16 protein-coding genes are annotated in these 15,331 nt (G+C 62.6%); all 16 read right to left on the bottom strand.

Features of this window, described 5'->3' with window-relative positions; genetic code table 11:
* Position 1: 1 nt before the first annotated feature.
* The 16 genes from ACX80O_RS02415 to ACX80O_RS02340 all read right to left on the bottom strand — a co-directional run bounded on the left by ACX80O_RS02415 (position 2) and on the right by ACX80O_RS02340 (position 15,228).
* A complete protein-coding gene (locus tag ACX80O_RS02415) occupies positions 2-970 on the bottom strand; it encodes an N-acetylmuramoyl-L-alanine amidase (protein WP_459332406.1) in 969 nt (322 codons plus the stop codon).
* A gap of 20 nt (positions 971-990) precedes the next feature.
* The gene (locus ACX80O_RS02410; RefSeq protein ID WP_459332405.1) at positions 991-1,137 is read right to left on the bottom strand and encodes a hypothetical protein; all 147 of its coding nucleotides are present in this window, start codon (positions 1,135-1,137) and stop codon (positions 991-993) included.
* Positions 1,138-1,211: 74 nt separating this feature from the next.
* On the bottom strand, positions 1,212-1,598 hold the full coding sequence (locus ACX80O_RS02405; protein WP_459332404.1) for a hypothetical protein: 387 nt from the start codon (positions 1,596-1,598) through the stop codon (positions 1,212-1,214).
* Complete coding sequence (locus ACX80O_RS02400) at positions 1,595-2,014, bottom strand: hypothetical protein (RefSeq protein ID WP_459332403.1); 420 nt, start codon at positions 2,012-2,014, stop codon at positions 1,595-1,597. Before ACX80O_RS02400 ends, ACX80O_RS02405 begins: the two co-directional genes overlap by 4 nt.
* Positions 2,015-2,066: 52 nt before the next feature.
* Positions 2,067-4,349: a polysaccharide deacetylase family protein gene (locus tag ACX80O_RS02395; protein WP_459332402.1), complete on the bottom strand. Its 2,283-nt coding sequence runs from the start codon at positions 4,347-4,349 to the stop codon at positions 2,067-2,069.
* Between the two features lie 3 nt (positions 4,350-4,352).
* Positions 4,353-6,629 carry a hypothetical protein gene (locus ACX80O_RS02390; protein ID WP_459332401.1) on the bottom strand — a complete coding sequence of 759 codons (2,277 nt, stop codon included), beginning with the start codon at positions 6,627-6,629 and terminating at the stop codon, positions 4,353-4,355.
* Position 6,630: 1 nt separating this feature from the next.
* Positions 6,631-7,449, bottom strand: coding sequence for a hypothetical protein (locus ACX80O_RS02385; RefSeq protein ID WP_459332400.1), 819 nt, complete (start codon positions 7,447-7,449; stop codon positions 6,631-6,633).
* A complete protein-coding gene (locus ACX80O_RS02380) occupies positions 7,450-9,936 on the bottom strand; it encodes a phage tail protein (RefSeq protein ID WP_459332399.1) in 2,487 nt (828 codons plus the stop codon).
* Positions 9,937-10,051: 115 nt separating this feature from the next.
* Positions 10,052-10,477, bottom strand: coding sequence for a hypothetical protein (locus tag ACX80O_RS02375; protein ID WP_459332398.1), 426 nt, complete (start codon positions 10,475-10,477; stop codon positions 10,052-10,054).
* The gene (locus tag ACX80O_RS02370) at positions 10,474-11,043 is read right to left on the bottom strand and encodes a hypothetical protein (RefSeq protein ID WP_459332397.1); all 570 of its coding nucleotides are present in this window, start codon (positions 11,041-11,043) and stop codon (positions 10,474-10,476) included. Before ACX80O_RS02370 ends, ACX80O_RS02375 begins: the two co-directional genes overlap by 4 nt.
* Positions 11,043-12,068: a phage tail tube protein gene (locus ACX80O_RS02365; protein ID WP_459332396.1), complete on the bottom strand. Its 1,026-nt coding sequence runs from the start codon at positions 12,066-12,068 to the stop codon at positions 11,043-11,045. The genes ACX80O_RS02370 and ACX80O_RS02365 overlap by 1 nt, the downstream gene beginning before the upstream one ends.
* Positions 12,065-12,274, bottom strand: a complete 210-nt coding sequence (locus ACX80O_RS02360) for a polysaccharide biosynthesis/export family protein (RefSeq protein ID WP_459332395.1) — start codon at positions 12,272-12,274, stop codon at positions 12,065-12,067. The genes ACX80O_RS02365 and ACX80O_RS02360 overlap by 4 nt, the downstream gene beginning before the upstream one ends.
* 8 nt (positions 12,275-12,282) lie before the next feature.
* Positions 12,283-12,756: a hypothetical protein gene (locus tag ACX80O_RS02355; RefSeq protein WP_459332394.1), complete on the bottom strand. Its 474-nt coding sequence runs from the start codon at positions 12,754-12,756 to the stop codon at positions 12,283-12,285.
* Entirely contained in the window at positions 12,756-13,544 is a 789-nt protein-coding gene (locus ACX80O_RS02350) for a hypothetical protein (RefSeq protein WP_459332393.1), read from the bottom strand. The genes ACX80O_RS02355 and ACX80O_RS02350 overlap by 1 nt, the downstream gene beginning before the upstream one ends.
* Positions 13,544-13,918 carry a hypothetical protein gene (locus ACX80O_RS02345; RefSeq protein WP_459332392.1) on the bottom strand — a complete coding sequence of 125 codons (375 nt, stop codon included), beginning with the start codon at positions 13,916-13,918 and terminating at the stop codon, positions 13,544-13,546. The genes ACX80O_RS02350 and ACX80O_RS02345 overlap by 1 nt, the downstream gene beginning before the upstream one ends.
* A 95-nt stretch (positions 13,919-14,013) precedes the next feature.
* On the bottom strand, positions 14,014-15,228 hold the full coding sequence (locus ACX80O_RS02340; RefSeq protein ID WP_459332391.1) for a phage major capsid protein: 1,215 nt from the start codon (positions 15,226-15,228) through the stop codon (positions 14,014-14,016).
* Positions 15,229-15,331: the final 103 nt, after the last annotated feature.

The raw sequence follows: 15,331 nt of genomic DNA, 5'->3' as shown, positions 1-15,331 counted from the left end.
GTCAGCCCTCCTTGATGGTGACGGTGGTTGTCTCGGTCTTCTCGATCGAATCGACGGCTTCCTTCACTCCGGCGGCCGCGGATGCCTTGACGCCGGCGAGCAGCTTCGCCTCGTCGAATGACTCGCCCTTGGATAGTGCGGCAATTGCGCCGACGAGGGAGTTGATCTGCGCGTCCTGCGACGCGGCCTGCTGCCGCATAGGCGCGAGCTGCTGACGAACGATCCGGTCCGTGAGGGAGCCTAACGCGGTCTCAGCCCACTCGCCCTTCTTGTCGAGGCGGTTCTGGATGAGCTTCGCGCCGGGCGTGCCATGCCAGATGGCGTCGTGAATGCTTCTGAGGTCTTCCTTAGGGATTGCCATTTCGTACCACTCTTTCGGTTCAGGTTTCGGCTTGGGCTTCAGCACTGGTGGCGGAGTTTCGCCAGGTGCAAGGATCTGCTTGATCCGGTCCATCAGTCGTGTGTACGGGAAGTTGGGCCCCGGATCCCACCGGCTGGCAGGTTCGATCTGTCCGTGAGTGCAGAACCCTTTGATGTCCCGGTTGCCGGCCATGACGGCTTCGACTTCCCACGTTTCGAGCCAGCGCAGCGGAATGGCATTTCCCTGGGACTTCTCAATCTCCCAGTAGTAGACCCACTCGTGGGCAAGGTTCTCGAGCTGCTTGAGTCCTTCCGGCGTGAGCCATTCCTCTTCGCTGAACTCTGCGTAGCCGGCTGCCTCGACCCCGAACGCGAATGGATTGGCATACCCCTGCACCCAAGCTGCGAGATGCCAGGGCACCATGCGGACCCGGGCAATCGGGTCGACGAAGGAATGCCAGGAAGCCACTGGACCGGCAGGGAGTGGTGTGTTCGCCCAGTTGGTCAGCGACACCGCGTAGCCCCCGCGGAGGGGGCACTGCGCGCTGTGCTGAGTGAATAGCTGGGTGACCATCCCGGACATGCCGTTGTGCTTGACAGTGTTGGGCATGTTGACGACTGGGGCGACCATTACTCTGTCTCACTTTCGTCGTCGGCATCCCGGACCTGCTGGGCATGCTTGACCACCTGGGCCCACTCAGCATCAGGAAGGATGTGGTCGTGGTGCGGTTGGTTCTCCGGTTGGGGATCCGGTTTCTTGCCAGGGATAAGGGCCATGTCAATCGCCTTTCAGAGGGCATGAAAAAAGCCCCGGGAGTGGGGCTTAGGTGCGGGTTTCCTGACGAGACCTGTCAGGCTTTTGGGTTAGCCTGCTGACGCTCGTGCTCGTCAATCAGGGACGGGTCGAAATATTTGCGCAGTGTGATCGGCACACGCGGCATGGGTCCGTGGCATCCGCCGAGGGCCCACAACATGACCCCCTCGCTGAAGTTGATGGCTGCTTTGAACAACTCGGTGACGGCGTCGAGATCGGACCGCAAAGTCCGTACTTCCTTCTCGACCGCTGCAAGGTCTGTGCGTAGGTCACGGACTTCCTTGAGCAAGTCGCCGGAGAAGGTCACTGCGTTCTCTTCACGGTTTACCTTCGCGGTGGCCATGGCCGCCCGTAAACCGAAGAACCCGGCGATCAAGGCGGAGAGGACTACACCGATCAGTCCGAGCGCTGTTGTCTCGCTCATAAGGTCACCGCCCTCTTGTCACGGTCCTTATCGGCCTGCATCGCCGCGACTACGAAAGGCACCCCCGAGAAAAACAAGTAGATGGACGCGACTTCCCAGCCGGAAGAGTTGTAGCCCGTCAACCAGCCGATGGTGTTCAGGACGCACAGGGCCATGGGCGCAAAGCAGAGCGCCGCGAAAGACACCGCGTCTGCAGGCCTCGAGGCGAACGCACCCAAGATGCCGATTACCGCGCAGCTGATCCACATCCACCCCAATGCAGACATAGGAAGTAGTTCGGTGAACCAGTGCAGAGTGTTCTCCCGGTCAGGGCCGGGCGGCTTCAGGTAGGAACGGCCAATGAAAATGTAGGCTCCAGCGAAGAGGAGCTGGAATGTTCCCCGGTAACCGTTGATACGTGGGCGCTTCAATCGCATGAAGAGTCGCTCCTTTCCGGCCGAGGCCAACTCGAATGTGGGCGGGGCCCTGTCATGCCGCCCACATGTTGGCTTCGCGGACATCGAAGGTGACCCCAGTGGTGGAGTTGATGAAGATGTCCACGCCGTTAAGCCCGGACGCGGGTATGGTGAAGAACTTCCGCAGGTCATGCCACGCCCCATCACCGGGGATGGCGAAGGTTTTCTCCGTGGCGATGATCGTTCCGCCGGCGAGGCGGACCTTCACACTGTTCGCCGCTGCGGAACGGACCACGACATGGGTTTCCCGGGTCCCTCCCTGCAGCGACTTCGACGCGTCCCACCGCCCGTTCGTGGACAGCGCCGCCGTGCTCGCCGGTGACGTGGCGATTCCCCCGGCGGCCGTCCACCCGGTACCAAACCACCCATCGAGGGTGGTGAATGACCCGGAGAGGAGGTTGTGCCGGTAGGTGCTGGTTGGCGTCAGTGCGGGGATCGCGTTCGCCGTGCCGATCATGATCCGGCCGGCGTCACGTTCGGCGGCCAACCATTGCATGCACGCGGTGAACGTCGCCGTGGTCATGTACCCGTCGACGGTGTTGTCTAACTGGCCGGGGTGGAGCATCATGACCTGGCTGTAGGCGCCTTTCTTCGCCGCGTTGACCAGCCCCTGGAACGCTTCGAGGGTGGACTTTTCGTAGGTGACGTGGCCCTGCCCGAGGACGTGCCCGCCCTGCGGGGCGAGATGCCCGCCGCGTGCCCCGTACACGATGCCGTACCGGGACATCAGGAGGTTCCCCGCGATGGTCGAGTGGAAGTCAGCTTCCGTCGCCCCGTAGTAGCCGCCGTAAGGGACGGCAGCCCCTGTGCCTGGCATCGCCCACTTCAGGACCAGGAGGTTCATGTTCGCTTCCATCACGTCCGCTGAATCCACAATTTCGCGGGTCAGCTCAGCTTCCGTCGACGCCGGCCCGTGCGTGTAGGAATGCGCGATCACAGCGAATCCGTCGTTGATGTGCCACGACTGGATTTCCGGGTAGGTCGAATCGGCCACGATGTTGTTGATCGTGCACGCCATGATGCAGGGCAAGTTGTTCGCGCGCAGCACGTCGGCGACCTTGGTCCGGAACGCGGCATGCCAGTCATCAAAGCGCAGCACGATGAACGGTAGGCCCCCGGTGCCCAGGACACCGCCGGAGAGGGCTTTCGCGGACTGTGCCTTGATCTGATGCCTGAGGGCGTAATCCGGGGGGACCGTCGGTGCTGGAGGCTCGGCGGTAAGGTCCTTCCACGCGGACCAGGTCGGGCCGGTCAGGCTGGTGATGCTCCGGACCCAGTACCCGGCCCCGGTGTAGGCCTGGAATACCTGCGAGGCGATGTTGCCGCCGGCGTTCGAGACCCAGAAGTTTCCCGCCGAGCTGATCGGCAGGCCCGTCATGGTGTTCGCCGACGTCGTGGACCCGATCGACCACCGGCCATCGAACGCCGCCGTGTACCAGGTGTCCAGGGCTGCGTTGTTCGGGATTCCGCCCCGGTTCAGGATCGGGGTCACTGCGAGGTCCTTCCACACGGACCACGCCTTCGAAGTAATGGAAATCAGCACCCGGTACCAGATCTTGCCGGTGGCGTAGGTTTTGTACGTCTGGAACCCGATCCCCGGATCAACGACGAACGAGCCGAGGGCGTCCTCCCCAGTCGGTAGCCCGGTGATCGTCCGGGTGCTGGGTGCGGAGCTGATCTTCCACGCCCCCGCGTTCGCCGCCGCGTACCAGGTATCGAGGTTCGTCCCGACAGGGACTTCCCCCTTGTTCCACTTATCCGCTTCCAGCGGTGTAAGACGGTTCCGATCCAACAGCACCTGAGCATCCGTGTACGCCTTCGCGGCGGCCTCCGCCGCGGCCTGATGCCCGTCATCCTCCGACCGCCACAACGCCCGATCCACGGTGCGGTAAGCCTCGTCGCGTTCGTCCGTGTAGGTCTTGGATTCAGCGACTCCCCGCCCGTAAGCGAAGTCCCATGCACCCCAGGCCGCCGCCTGGTAGGAGCGACGGTAGACGCGTGGCATTGCTTCGCGGGTCGTGTATCGCTGCACACCGGTGGTTGCACCCCAAGCCACGACCAAGTCCCCAGAGACAGCGAGAGGTAGGTTCGGTGTGGTGGTGGCATTCTGCGTCCACCTCCCCGACGCCTGAATGGTGTTCAGGTCGGCAGTGTTGACGCCCTTGTCCCACTTCACTGCGTTCAGTGCGTTATCCACCGCGACGATTGCTTCGAGCCAATCATCGACCCGGTCAACAAGCTCGGCGGACGTGATGGACTTCAAACCATTGGCGCCAACTGATCTCATATTTGCCATGCGTCAGGCCTTCCGTAGTGGGTCGGAATCGAGGACAGCATTGGTCTCAGGAGCCCATGCCGTGTCGAACGATTGGTTGCTAGTGGCCCTATAGGCTTCGTCCATTTCGGCGTTGGTCACGCCGGCGGAGTCATCGAGAACACGGACCATGAGTGACTGAGTGAACTCGACGGAGCTCTCACTGCTTTTCACGTCCAAGCTGATCCCCGCGGCAAGACAGGTCAGGGACAACCGTGTGAGCGCCTGGTCTTCGACCGTGGCAATATCGGCGAGCTGCAGCCGCGGCTCGGGAGACACTTCCATGCTCCTGATCACCGGCTTAGGCTTCGAAAGCTCCAATGAAAGCCAGTCAGCGAGCGTCTGGAGAGCTGTGGGGTCTTGGATCCACCAGCCGACGTCGTGTTCGATAGTGGCTGCGGTGATCGGTCCGGTGTTGGCTCCGGTCAGGCGGCGCTTGTGCCAGGTGGTGATCCCTCCGCAGCGCAGGATTGGCAGATTTTGTTTCAGCCACTTCGGCCAGATGCTCGAGGATGTGGTGCTGGTGCGCAGTTCGAAGGTGTTGCCGACGGGGAGCGCGCCGATGCTGGTTTTGATCTTGATTGTTCTGGTATCGATCACCGTCGCCACGACGGATAGCGCGCTCCCTGGTGGTGCTTCGGCGGTGCCGTCGGTGATGATGCCCCCAGAGAAGGATCCCCAGCCGCGATTGAAGTCTGATGTGGATCCGACGTCGCCGAGTTCGGTGAAGGTCGTATCGAGCATCACCCAGTCCACGTCTGCAGGCGGTTCAACGAAGTACTCCGACGTCTGGAATGCCTCCATCGATTCGCTTGGCCCTTGCCAAGCCAACTTGTTCACCCACCGCGACAGATCCGGCAATGGTTCCATATAGGTGATGGTCAGTTCGGCCCGGGCATGTCGGGTGCTAGATTCCCATGCGATGTCCTGAAGATCCTTCGAGGAACTGAAAGTAGTCACCGGGGGTGACGTGGTGAGGATGTCTCGGTTGGTCCACCGGAGGCTTCCCCACTCATCGATGGTCATCGCCGCGCATTCGGCCGCGGCTTGTTCTTTCAGCAGTTGTAAAGCTGAACGGCTCTCTATCGCTGGCGAGGCTTTCAGGCTAAATCGGTGGGCAGCCGGTGCCAGAGACGTATTCCTGACGTGGTTGACGGCCGCATACACCGAGGTGAAGCAGACCTGGACACCGCCGAGAGGATATTTAGCCTGGTGTCCGGAAAACACTTCGATGTGGTCAAATGCTGTCGTGGCCTGTTGGGTCGATATCGCCACATTCCCTGTGATTTCACGGCCATTATCGGACCGCAACGTCCATGCACCCGCGGGAGAAACTCTCAGAGTGAAAACGGTTGAGGTGTTGATGGCCAGCCGGCACGCTTCGGTGACCACGCCGGCCGCCTTGGATTCAGCGATAACGGAACCCGTGGCGCTGATGTTCACACGGACGTAGTCGGCGGCCCACCAGACGGTGAAGGAACCACTCGCTACCCCACCTGAGTAGCCAGGGTCAACGCAGAAGCTCATCTGCATGGTCTGGTTTAGCTTGCCGTCATAGGCGGGTGAGAATGCCGGCGTGTAGTTGGTGTTCAGGGAATAGGCTGCCTGACCCCAAGGCACTGTGACCCATGAGGGCGATCCGACGACGTCGACGGCGCTTGAGTCGCGGACCCTGCCCCGTTCCGGCCACGCCGATCCCATAAGGGTTGCGGAGAACACGCAGGCGTTCTCCTGCGCCGGGGTGGAAAAGAAACCACCAGCTCGAAGGAACTTGTCGGTGAAGAAGGTTGGGGTGATCCCGATGTACCGGTACTCGCCGCCACTGTTGTTCGGGGGCATGACAGCCTGCAGCGCTTCTAGGCTGACGGGCACCTTCAGCCGATCGATGCCGTCAACAATTTTGGACTTGATCTCGTTAGACGCGACCGAACCGGAGGTGTCATCGATCAACCCTGTGAAGACCCTGACGAGGGCGTCACCGTATCCGACGTCGATGGTGATCGAGTCGCCTGGCTTTGGCGGAAACGCCCCGGTCTTCCACGGATGGTCGGAACGTTCCTGAGTGTCCTCGGGCAATGACCAGAGGATAGATCCCGTCGCGGCAGCGATGCTTGAGCCGGCGGAGGCCTGGGCCGGAAGTGAGGAACCAAGTTCCCGGGTGAGGCTGACCGCATCCACTTCCCGGACCACGCCGTTGTGATTGACGACTACATTCGGTTCGGTAGAGAGAAGGTCGGTGGAATACCCCGGAACCTGCTGCAACTTATCCCAACTCCCTTGCCGTTAGTTTCATCGCTGATCGGCGGAACGCGTCGACGTCCACGCTGGCTGCTTCGACAGCCTCGGAAAGACCCAGCAGTGAGACCCTGTTGCAGCCCCGGCCGACGGCCCATGGGGCTGCTTCTCTGGTCCAGGTGAAAGCGGGGAGCGTCAGCTGGGTTGCACCGTAGACCCGCAATTGCGCTGTCGCGGATCCGTCGGGCGCCACGGCGGCTGTAATTCTCCGGCTGAGGTTACCCAGGACCGCTGCACCGGAAACCTCGCCGATGAAGGTGCCCACGGCGTTGAAGAACTCGATCTTCAGGTACGCATTTCCCGAGGCATACACGGAACCCACCACGGGAATCTTCGGCCTGACAGCAAGCCGATCCGGGGTAGAGCGCCGGTAGTGCAGGAACACGTCCGCGCCGTTCGTAATATTTACGGACCGCCCAAAAGGGATGCCATCCGCTGTGATCCCCGCTCCGCCGGGCTTTACGTCCGCGCTCGTAGGAAACGACCCATCCAGCAGCACCGCCTGTTCAGGGGAAAGCAGGCTCGTGACCTGCGCGTAGGGTTCAACCCATACCCACGGCGGCGGGCCGAAAGCACCCAGTTCCAGGGCTTGCAGCGACGCCAGTTCCGCGGCAGTGGAACTGCCCAATCCGATGTTCCACTGCCGCCGCGAGGTCTTGCCGCGCTGCTCGTTGATGGTCCCATCGAGAGTCATCCGCTCCGAGCGAGGACGCGTCTGCGTGATATCGACAACGTCCACCTCTTCAAGCGTTAGGAGGTTGCCTGCCATTCCTACAAATGCCGTCATTTAGCGCTCTCCATATGCAAATTCGAGGTCCTGCAGGGTGGTGTAGAGCTCCCTACCGTCGACCATCAGCCTGAACCGGGCACCGGAGAGCCCATCGCGGATAGCGTCCTTCAGATCATCTGGCCCTGTCCCGCCCTGCTGCTGGGCCCCAGCACCGGACCCAACGGATGCCTGGCGGCCGGACGCGGCTGCCGCTGAAGCGCCGAGGTTCAGGGCCCCGACGTCCGGTACATCGACCAGTGACCCGACAGCAGAGGCAACAGCGCCCCGCATCCCGGATACTCCTTGCACGACGCCCTCACCGATGTTCGCGCCGTAGCCCGCGAATTCCTTCGAGGGTGAGTTGATACCCAGTGCGAGCTTAAACGGGCCCCGAATCCAACCGGGCAGCAGATTCAGGAAGACGTTACCGATCGAGCCCGCCAACGAGCTGATGCCGTTGATCAGGCCTTGGACGATGTCCGCGCCGGCGCCGAGCAGCCACGAGCCGGCCCCTGCCAGTGCGCCCTTGATTCTGCCCGGCAGGCTGGTGAAGAATCCGATGACGTCGCCGATCATGTTCCCAGCGGCGCTGGTCACGTTCCCGAAGATAGAGGAGAACAGGCTCCCTATGAAGCCAAGCACCCCGGAGACGATCGCCTGGACGGTTTGGAGTCCGCCGGAGATGACGTTTCGCACCAGGTTGATCGCCGTCGCGATGATATTGCCGATCTGCGCCCAGATGCCAGCAACGATCTGCTGAATTCCGGACCATACCTGGGACCAGTTCCCACTGATTATCCCTGTGACCACCTGGATAATGCCCTGGATTATTGTCATCGCATTCCGGATGGTGTCCGCGATGAAGGTGAATACCGTCAACACGATCGGCAGTAGGGCGTTTATCACCGCCGGGAGGACCACGGATAGCATCTGGACCAGGGGAACGATAGCCATGGCAATCAGGCTGACAATTACCGGAACCAGCATCGCTAGGGTCTGTGCCAAAGGAGGGATCACTGCGAGCGCGAGCTGCATAAACGCGGTCATCAAAGGCGGCAACAGGGCGGTAACTAGTTGCAGGATGACAGGGATGATCGGCAGCAGTGCCTGCAGCAGGGACATCACCGCGGTGACCACCATCAGGAACACCGGAACCAGCATCTGGATGATGCTTGCCAGCGGCGGGATTACGGTCGTCGCCAATTGCATGAACATGGCCATCAGCGGAGGCAGCAGGGCACTGACCAGTTGCAGGATGACCGGGATGATCGGGAGCAGAGCCTGCACCATTTGCACAATGGCCGCTGCGACCATCTGAAAGACGGGCACCAGCATGATGAGGACCTGCTGCAGGGTGGCCCCGAGCACGGATGCGAGCATGGCGGCCATGCCAGCTATTTGAGGGAGGACTGGCGCGAGCGCCTGGAGCAGGATGCCCAGTGGTGAGAACGCCATCACAAGCTCAAGCAGAGTTGGCACGAGAGGCGAGATGGCATCCCAGATTGCCCTCGCGCCGAAGCCGATCACCTCGAAGGCCCCGGCCACCCCTGATGAGGTGATGTCTGACCCGCCGGCGGCGAAGGCAGCGAACAGGGCGCGGAAGGGCCCAGTGATGGACGCTAGTCCCCCGCCGGCGCCGGTCAGCAGGCCAGGCAGGCCGCCGAGCCAGGCAGACATGCTGGCCATGCCCGGGGATTCGGTGACCCACTTGATTGCCTCGGTGCCGAGATCAGCGAATTGGCCCAGCGCCGGGGCAACAGCGCCGAGCAGGGTCTCGCCCAGGTTGCCCCATGCGTGACCCAGCAGCTCGATTTTGCCCGCCGTAGTGCCAGCGTAGGCTGCGGCGGAACCACCGAACTGGGTGTTCAGTTCCCCGAGGATGATTTTCTGGGCTCCGGCAGTGTCCCCGGCCTCGACCATCGCGTCGATCATGTCGCGTTGCTGGTCCGTGAATTGGACTCCAGCTTTGCCCAGGGCTGTGACACCCTTGACCGGATCGTTAAGTGCTTTACCAACCTGGATGGCGGCGCCCTGCATGTCCACGCCCATGGCCCGCGAGTAGTCCGTCAGCGCTACCGTTGCCTGATCGAAGACGTCGTTACCTTCACCCGCAGCGTTCTTGATATTGGTGAAGGTCAGCAGGGTGTTCGCACCCTGCTGAATGGTCTCCGCTTCCGTAGCGGTGAGGCCTTCGAGCGAGGTGGCCAGGTCCGAAACCTGCTTGGCCGAGACACCTGCGGCCCCGCCCGTGGATTTGATCGTGGCGCTAGTCTGCGTGTTGACGATCTCTACCCGCTTGAGATCTTCCAGTGCACCGCCGACGAAGCTGCCGAGACCAGCGCCGAGTCCGATCAGACCTGTGACGGCGAATGCCCCGGCCGCGAGTTTTCCGACACCACCGAATACGCCTTTGAGCCCATCCGCTTTGCCCTTGACGTCGTCAAAGACCTTGCCGACTCCCTTATCCCGCCCGAAGATGTCGAAGATTAGGTTTGAGCCGGCCACGGATTCACCTCCAGCTATTTAGTTGAGAGCTTCTTGACCTCGCGGACGTAACCGCGCCAGATGTCGTAGCGCATTTCCCAGACGTTCATTGGAGTGATGCCCGACCAGACCCGGCTTACGGTGATGATGTTTTCGAGGACTGAGCCTTCGATGTCCTCGATGTGGTCTTCCGCGCCGGCGCTGGCTCGTCGGCCCGAACGGAATCCGTCCGGGCTACGGTGGGGTCCGCGGCCGGTTCCTCCTCCACCTCCGGGTCCATCGACCATTTGTAAGAATCGAGAGGCACGCCCGAGGACTCCTCGAAGGTGATCTTCTCCCCGGCGTGTTTCCTTGCCAGCCAGATGATCGCAGCGAAAATGCGCAACGCTTCCGGGTCGTCGAGGATGTCCAGAGCCTCCATGCCCTGAAGCTTCTTCGACCCGTTGATCAGCGACTTCATGCCGACGCCGGCTTTTGCCTGCAACTCCATCAGCGTGAGCAGGCTCGGCTTTTGCAGTGCCTCGGCAAGGTTGTATTCCTTGTCCTCGATTACCAGTTTCATGCGTTCCCTATCTCCTTGGATGCTTTGTCGATGGCCTCAACAACGGCCCTTTGGTATTGCGCCCTGTACCGCCTCAGCGGCTTATAGAACCAGGGCTTGCCGTGCTGGTTGACCCACACCTCACGGTCACCGAACACGGGATGCCGGAACGTCGCCCGGCCGTACAGGTACAACATGGGTTGCTTCTCCACCGGCAGCTTCGACTTCGCCGCCGTGATCCGCACACCCTCGCCGGTCACATCACCGGTCTTCTGTGACACCCGGCCTGTACGGATAGCGGTCTTCACCCCGGCCGCGAGCGCGGCACGGACTTCGCCGCGGTTGCGGTTGTAGGTGCCGGTGACGGCGGAGCCGCGTCTGCGTGCTCCCTGTCGGCGCTGATCGGCCTTCGGCGGCAGCGTGCCCAGTACTTCGCGTTGCACGGCGTCCACGGCGGGCTGGGCGGCCGCGCGAAGGTTCTGACGGAGTTCGCGGCGTGCGACTTTGTCCCAGGTGCGGGAAGCCAGCACGAGTTTGCGCAGGCTTCCCGGGTCCAGTTCGACCCTGACTTCGGGGCCCTGGGACATTAGAGTGCAGTGTCTGCTGTGCGGTAGACGATGGAGAGTGGTTCCGTTCCCGCTTTGAGCGCGTCGAGGACGACGAAGTCGATGGACTGGGTGATGACGTCGCCGCCGTTGGACTTGGGGAGTTCCCCGTCGAGGCGTATGTCGTCGATGTAGATCTGCAGGGTGGCGGGGACGCCGGCGCTGATCTCCTGGTTCGCGGCGAACGTGAGGAGCATCGATAGTGGGGTCTGGTCGAGGTACGCGTTCTGCAGGAACGTGGTGTCGAATTCGGCGGTGATCTTGCCCTTGACTTCAGCCAGGCCTACTACTGGACGTCGGCCGCGTTTCCCGTCGCCGCCGAGGGTCCAGCCGCCGCCGTCGATCTTGTTGTCGATGGAGAGGGAGACCTCGGTGATGTTCGCCGCGGGGGTCCCACCGGTGGCGAGGGCGGTGGCGGTGGGTGGTGTGACTGAGCCGCCGATGGCGATGGCCCCGTCGACGAAGGTGTAGAGCTCCGGGTTGACCGCGTAGGACGGTGCTGCGTAGGCGACGTCCTTTTTCACTTCGCGGGTGTCCCAGGTGGTCTTGAGCTTCACGATTTCGCCGGCGGCCGCGGTCAGTTCACCGGATGCGCAGATCCCGCCGTGGAAGGTCAGGGCAGTGGTCGGCCCGCCGCCTAGCGGGGGGATGCCCTTCTGGATGGTGTAGGAGGGCAGGAGACCACGGGTGAGGGTGAAGAGCTGTTGGTAGCCGGTCGTGGTGCCGATCTGGGTGCTGGCGCTTGAGCCGAGGAGGGCGTCGAAGAAGAAGCCCATACCTTTGGTGACCAGTTCGACGTTGATGTCCCCACCGGATTCGTCCTTGACGAGCTTGCGGCGGGCGGCCCGGGCGATCCGGGATCCGACGCGAAGCCCGGCGCCCTGGGCGAAGGTGGGCTTCCAGGCGAGACCTTCGTCGATGAACTCGGGGAAACGGTCCACCACGATGGCGGCCCCGTAACCGGTTTCCTTCTTGAAGCCCAGCGAGCAATCCAGCTGCGTGGTCATGATTCCTCTTTCTTAGCGGTCTGTGCTCCGCCTGTGCGGGGCTTGGTGGTTCGGGGCTTGGCAACGCGGGCGAAGACGTCGGGCTGTTCGAGCAGCTGCTTGGCGAGGTCCTCGCTGACCTCGAACTTTTCGCAGGCTTCCAGGGTCCGTCCGATCAGGGGAAGGTCGATCGCGCCGAGGGGGGACTTATTGCGCAGGGTGGTCATGGTGGCTCCTAACCGGTGATCCGAGCTCGTGCTTCGAAGGTGGCCGTGATGTCGATCGTCCGGCCCTGGGCGATCAGCTCCGGGAGTGTGGCGCCGTCGGACTCGTGTGATTGCAGGAAGCAGTGCCGGACCGCCCCGCCGATGGTGGTGTCTGTCTTACGGGCGTAGATTTCGATTCTTCGCAGCAGGTCGTATGCCCGGGCCGAGCACACTTGTTCCTGCTCCGGGCCGCCGCCCCGGTAGCAGGAGATGATGACGTCGAGGGTCAGCACTTCTTCGCGGCTGCGGTTGGTTCCCATGGTTGCCGGGTCCTGGCGTTCCGTGACGCGTTCGAACGAGACGATGTCATCCGGTTCGAAAGTACCGGGCTGCCCGAAGCTGACAAGCACATTCTCGGTCGCGACGTCGGCCGCGAACGACGCTTTCACCGATTCGAAGAAGTTGTTCTTCCACTCGTAGGCGACAGTCGCTGTGTCTGGCATCAGGCGAAGCCTCCCAGGAGCTCATGTGGGGCGCAGAGCTCGATCACGCGCCGAGGAACAGCAAACCCGGACGGGGTGAATCCCTCAGCGCTGGGTTCCTGCCTCCCACCGCCTGTGGCCTGCTTTCCGATCTGCCACCAGTGACGGATCAATTCGCGTGTTGCGAGACGAATATTCGGCGGGATCACCGGTGTCCCGAAGCTGTAGGTGATGATCACCTCACCGGCGGGAAAGATCTGCGGGTAATAGGTGCTGCCGGCGTAGACGATGCCAGCGGAAAGGTCCGCATGGTAGCTGGTGAACGGTTCCCCGTTGACGGTCACCGACAGAATGACCGAAGGCACCACGGGCAGGACGGCCGGGCCCGCACTGGAGAACACGTGCGTACGCGTGCCGGCCACCACCGGACCGACGATGTCCTCGATAACAGGAGTGGCCGCTGCAATGTATAGGCGAAGATCCTCGACGTCTTTAGCGGGTGCGTTCGGAGGCCAGTTCAGCGAGGACCTCGCCTCATCCAGCGAGATGATCTGGCGCGGATCCTCCGGCCACACATCGACGACGTCGGTGTAAGCATCCGGTGCACTACCGCCAACGGTCCACTTGACCAGATAACGTCCCGGCATCAGCGGGATAAAGGATGCTTCCGCCGGATTACCCGATACCGCCGGGACCGGAGAAAGGATTTTTCCGTCAGGCTGCACCACGGCGAGCGCCACAATGGCGCCCGCCGCGTGCGTCGTCGGCCAGGTGACCTTGACGGCGCCGCCGAGGTCGACGGATGCCATTACTTGGAGGTGCCCTTATCGGCGGCCTTGGCGTCAGCTTCGGACTTCGCCGCAGCATCCGCGACACGCTTCGCCTGTGCGTCGGCAGCGTCGGATGCCACCTTGGCTCGTTCAGCGGCCTGCTTGTCTGCGGCAGCCTTGGACGCGGTTGCTTCGCGGACGGAACGATTTCCCGCTGTGGTGGCTGTCTCTACACCCCCGGGCGTGGTGGCCGTCTCGTCGATGGATGGATCGACGGCCATTCCGTTGGCCAGCAGGGCCAGCGCTTCTTCCTCGGGAAGGCTGATCGATTCGCCGGGTGCAGGCCAATCCTTGCCGTCGCGGGTGCCGGAGATCCTGGCGACCATCCGGACCTTCTTGTTTTTTTCAGCCATGATCAATGCTCCTGGGTTCTGTTGTTTTCGGAGTTGGGGCGGTGATGGTCCAGCGGCGGGCAGGGGAGATAAGTCCTGCCCGCCGCCGGGGTCTATCAGACGGCGGAGCCGGCGAAGTGCTTGACGGCACCCGTCTGGTCCACCAGGACACCGTCGCCGCGGATCAGCGCCCGGTAGGTGATCAAGTCCTTGTCGAACGCGAAGTCGTCGGAGCGCTCGAAGCGGACCCCATTGACGATGCGCGCGAAGTAGGTGGACAGGTCACCGAAGGCCAGCGACTTCGCGCTGAGCCCGATTCCCGCGACGTTGGGGTCCGTGTAGACCGGCTTGCCCTCGATCGTGTCCGGGCGGCCCAGTGCAACCGAGGGCTGCCAGATGTAGCGGCCGTCCGCGTCCTTGATTTTCCGCAAGGTCCCGGCGGTGCCGTCCTTCATGATCCAGCCAGCGTTCGGGCTGTTCCGGTACGGGCCAATCACCGAGTAGAACAGATCGATGATGTTGTCCCATGTTGGGGCGGCGGTCGTTCCGGTGACGCCGAGGGTGGTGGACTGCATCAGGCCGAGCGGCTCGTTTGTCCCGGTACCGGAGACCAGCTTCGCGCCGAACGCGTTGCCGATCGCGCGGCCGGCCTGGCGGGCGATGAAGGCCTCCAGGTCGAAGGCCGAATCGTCGGAGAGCTCGCGGCTGATCTGGCTCAAATTCCCGTACTTGTACGCGAACAGTGAGCGCTTGCCCAGGGTGGGTTCCGACGTCGGAATGATCTGGCCTTCACCGACCTGCGCACCCGTAGGGGCGGACAGCGTCACCGGGACGCTCATCTCTTCACCACTGCTGGTGTAGAGGATGGTCGCGCCGGCCGCGAGGATCGCGGACGTCTCGATTGCGTGCTCCATCAGCTGCCCGTAGAACGTCGTCGGGACGGTCACCCCGCCAGCGGAGGCTGTTCCCTTGACCAGCGCGCGGACTTCCGAACGCTCATCGTGGGTGGGCGAGTAGTCGAAGGACCCGGCCCTGGTCTTGAGCATGCTGCGCAGCATCTCCTCCGCGCCGCCGGCTCCGTTGCGGTCTTCTTCCCTGCCCGGGATCTTCCGCATCGAAGCTTCGATGTCCTTCTGCTCCTGATCGAAGGCAACGAGCTTGTCGGACTGCGCGCGCAGGGAGTCCATCTGCTCGGTGATGGTGTTGAACTTGGTTTCTTCCTCGGCGGAGAGGGCGCGGCCCTCTTTGTCGGCGAGGTCGATGATTGCCTCACCCTCTTTGTGGGCGGTGGCGCGCTGCTCCAGCAGCTTTTTTGCGAGCGCAAGGCTCATGGCATTCCCCTTTCCGGAAATGACAAAGCCCCCGGCGTTGCTGGGGGCTTGGGAATTGGTTTATTGGGGGATGCGGGTGGATTTCGTCCTGCCCACGGATGAG

The sequence above is a fragment of the Arthrobacter glycogeni genome (assembly GCF_054511155.1).
The sequence above is the reverse complement of the archived record's forward strand: the minus strand, read 5'-3'. Positions and strand labels throughout refer to the sequence as shown.

Excerpts from the sequence above, each read along its gene's own strand:
- ACX80O_RS02355 (WP_459332394.1), bottom strand. The coding sequence starts at position 12,756 with ATGCCAGACACAGCGACTGTCGCCTACGAGTGGAAGAACAACTTCTTC.
- ACX80O_RS02345 (WP_459332392.1), bottom strand. The coding sequence starts at position 13,918 with ATGGCTGAAAAAAACAAGAAGGTCCGGATGGTCGCCAGGATCTCCGGC.
- ACX80O_RS02415 (WP_459332406.1), bottom strand. The coding sequence starts at position 970 with ATGCCCAACACTGTCAAGCACAACGGCATGTCCGGGATGGTCACCCAG.
- ACX80O_RS02370 (WP_459332397.1), bottom strand. The coding sequence starts at position 11,043 with ATGTCCCAGGGCCCCGAAGTCAGGGTCGAACTGGACCCGGGAAGCCTG.
- ACX80O_RS02395 (WP_459332402.1), bottom strand. The coding sequence starts at position 4,349 with ATGGCAAATATGAGATCAGTTGGCGCCAATGGTTTGAAGTCCATCACG.
- ACX80O_RS02365 (WP_459332396.1), bottom strand. The coding sequence starts at position 12,068 with ATGACCACGCAGCTGGATTGCTCGCTGGGCTTCAAGAAGGAAACCGGT.
- ACX80O_RS02350 (WP_459332393.1), bottom strand. The coding sequence starts at position 13,544 with ATGGCATCCGTCGACCTCGGCGGCGCCGTCAAGGTCACCTGGCCGACG.
- ACX80O_RS02375 (WP_459332398.1), bottom strand. The coding sequence starts at position 10,477 with ATGAAACTGGTAATCGAGGACAAGGAATACAACCTTGCCGAGGCACTG.
- ACX80O_RS02400 (WP_459332403.1), bottom strand. The coding sequence starts at position 2,014 with ATGCGATTGAAGCGCCCACGTATCAACGGTTACCGGGGAACATTCCAG.
- ACX80O_RS02385 (WP_459332400.1), bottom strand. The coding sequence starts at position 7,449 with ATGACGGCATTTGTAGGAATGGCAGGCAACCTCCTAACGCTTGAAGAG.
- ACX80O_RS02405 (WP_459332404.1), bottom strand. The coding sequence starts at position 1,598 with ATGAGCGAGACAACAGCGCTCGGACTGATCGGTGTAGTCCTCTCCGCC.
- ACX80O_RS02340 (WP_459332391.1), bottom strand. The coding sequence starts at position 15,228 with ATGAGCCTTGCGCTCGCAAAAAAGCTGCTGGAGCAGCGCGCCACCGCC.
- ACX80O_RS02410 (WP_459332405.1), bottom strand. The coding sequence starts at position 1,137 with ATGGCCCTTATCCCTGGCAAGAAACCGGATCCCCAACCGGAGAACCAA.
- ACX80O_RS02360 (WP_459332395.1), bottom strand. The coding sequence starts at position 12,274 with ATGACCACCCTGCGCAATAAGTCCCCCCTCGGCGCGATCGACCTTCCC.